This is a genomic window from Methylovulum psychrotolerans (assembly GCF_002923755.1).
GTDB lineage: Bacteria > Pseudomonadota > Gammaproteobacteria > Methylococcales > Methylomonadaceae > Methylovulum > Methylovulum psychrotolerans.
This window is the reverse complement of record NZ_PGFZ01000007.1, coordinates 1-2,132: the sequence shown is the minus strand read 5'-3', so window position 1 is coordinate 2,132 and position 2,132 is coordinate 1. Positions and strand designations below refer to the sequence as shown.

General features: G+C 47.0%; 2 protein-coding genes and 1 pseudogene. All 3 read left to right on the top strand.

Annotated features, from left to right (window positions below; translation table 11 throughout):
• A partial coding sequence (locus AADEFJLK_RS14725) for an RHS repeat-associated core domain-containing protein (protein WP_211299230.1) occupies positions 1-1,094 on the top strand: 1,094 nt, incomplete at its 5' end.
• Positions 1,095-1,108: 14 nt separating this feature from the next.
• A complete protein-coding gene (locus AADEFJLK_RS14720) occupies positions 1,109-1,570 on the top strand; it encodes a hypothetical protein (protein WP_103974797.1) in 462 nt (153 codons plus the stop codon).
• 260 nt (positions 1,571-1,830) lie between these two features.
• Positions 1,831-2,132, top strand: a pseudogene (locus AADEFJLK_RS14715) (RHS repeat domain-containing protein); the annotation flags it as partial.

Here is a 2,132-nt window from a genome sequence, read left to right as displayed (position 1 = left end):
ACCAAGCCGTCCTGCAAGCCAAATACTTCCGGGGCGGCGTCATCGACGAGATTGTCAACGCCTACCAGCGCAACGCCGCAGGCGACCTCATCAACAGCACCTTCCACCACGACGCGCTGCAATCCGTGCTGGGGCAAAGCCTGCATGACGGCAACATCCTCGCCGCCCAAAGCTACACCGCCTACGGACGCATCCTCAACCAAGTCACGCCCAGCAACAACGACCAAAAATACACCGGCCGCGAACGCGACGGCGTCACCGGCTTTTACTACTACCGCGCCCGCTACTACGACCCCGTCACCGGACGCTTCATCTCCGAAGACCCCAAGGGCTTTGGCGCGGGGGTGAATTTTTATGCTTATTGCTTGGATAATCCGATAAACTGTAATGATCCGAGTGGGAATTTCGCCGAAACTCCTTGGGATTTGCTAAACGTAGGGCTCGGTTCTTATTCCTTTACAACGAATATACGCACAGGCAATTGGGGCTGGGCTGCTGCCGACGCAATTGGATTGATATATGATGTGGGGGCAACTGCCGTACCTTTTTTGCCTGCTGGAGCTAGTGCTGGAATGCAAGCATTACGGCAAGGTAACAACATACTAGACTCAGTAAATATTGGATTTGATGTTGCAAAAACGGCTAATATTGCAAACGACGTTGCACAAGCTGCAAGCACTACTGCTCGTGCAGCTACCGAGGGTTCAAAAATTCATTATCAAGTTGGAAAGGCCTTAGATGAAGGAGATTTGCTAAGTGATTCTGCTAACAACTTTTTTAGAGGTGCTAATGGAGCAACAGGTAAACAGCCGGACTTAAGCTGGACTGGTTCGGGACTTTGGGCCGACCTTACAACACCCGGACAATGGGCAAGTCATGTTAACAAGTATAGCGCAAATTTTGGAGAAGGAATTCCATTGCTTTATGAAAGAGGGGTTGGTTTGGTCAACACCAATCCGTTGACAAGTTTTATGGGAAGTTTTTTGACTGGGAGCCAGATGTTGTTTGGCGGAAGCCAATCTGCCAATGGTGGGTTTGTACTTTACCCTAGCAAAGCTAATACGAATATGATGAAAGCAGTATATAGCAAATAAAAATAGGAATTGAAATGGGTTACCACATCACAATTTTACGAACCGAACAGGGCAAAAATATTCCTATAAGAATTGATGAAATAAAAAAACTAAAAGATTCGTTTCCAGGAGCTGACATTGAACCCCCTAGTTTAAAAGGGGGGCAGCTTGATCTTGTAATTTCAAGGGATAGTTCCCATTCTTATCGTTTTATTCTTCAGCATGGGAGGCTTTGGACAAAAAATCCTGAAGACGACGAGATTGAAATTATGCTGGAGATTGCTAAACAACTTAATGCCCGTGTTTTAGGGGATGAACTGGAAACCTTCCGTACCGTAACGGATACCTATTTACATCCTGACGATATAGAAGAATTTAATAGGCATCAAGCAGAATCGAGACATTCTATTAGGCATACCCGAAATGTCCGGTGGGCAATAAAATTTATTGCCTTGTTATTTCTTGTGATTGGTCTTTTAATTTCTTGTTTCCGATAACAAACCCCGTCCATATTGAAAGCCGTAGTTTCAATGGACAGTCGAGGATTAACCGTTCGCCTGTCCGCAGCCCCCCTTGTGGGACAGGCTCACCACGAACGGATTAACCTGCAACTCCCTTAAGTTAAACTACAGATTTCAAAATTGACGGGTATATTAAAAGCAGTAGTTTTTATTTAGCGGAAAATTTACCACGAAAAACGTAAAAGGCGCGGTGAAACGGCTTAAAAAAACGTCGCGTCCTTCGTGGCAAATAGTTTTTGAAACTACGGATTTCAAAACAGACGAGGTTTAGTGGCTTTTTTATCTACAAAACCAAAACCGACTACCAAAGCGAAATGACCACCTACCAATACGACAACGCCAACCGCTTGGTCGCGGAAGCCAACCCCGCCTACCTGCAAGTCAGCTACCATTATGACGCGGCCGGCCGCCTGCTCGACCGCATCCTCAGCAACGGCGGCCACAGCCATTACGGCTACGATGCCGCAGGCAGGCTCACCCAGTTGCAAAACACCACCGCCACCGGCAAAACCGTCAACAACAGCAGCTATGTCCGCGA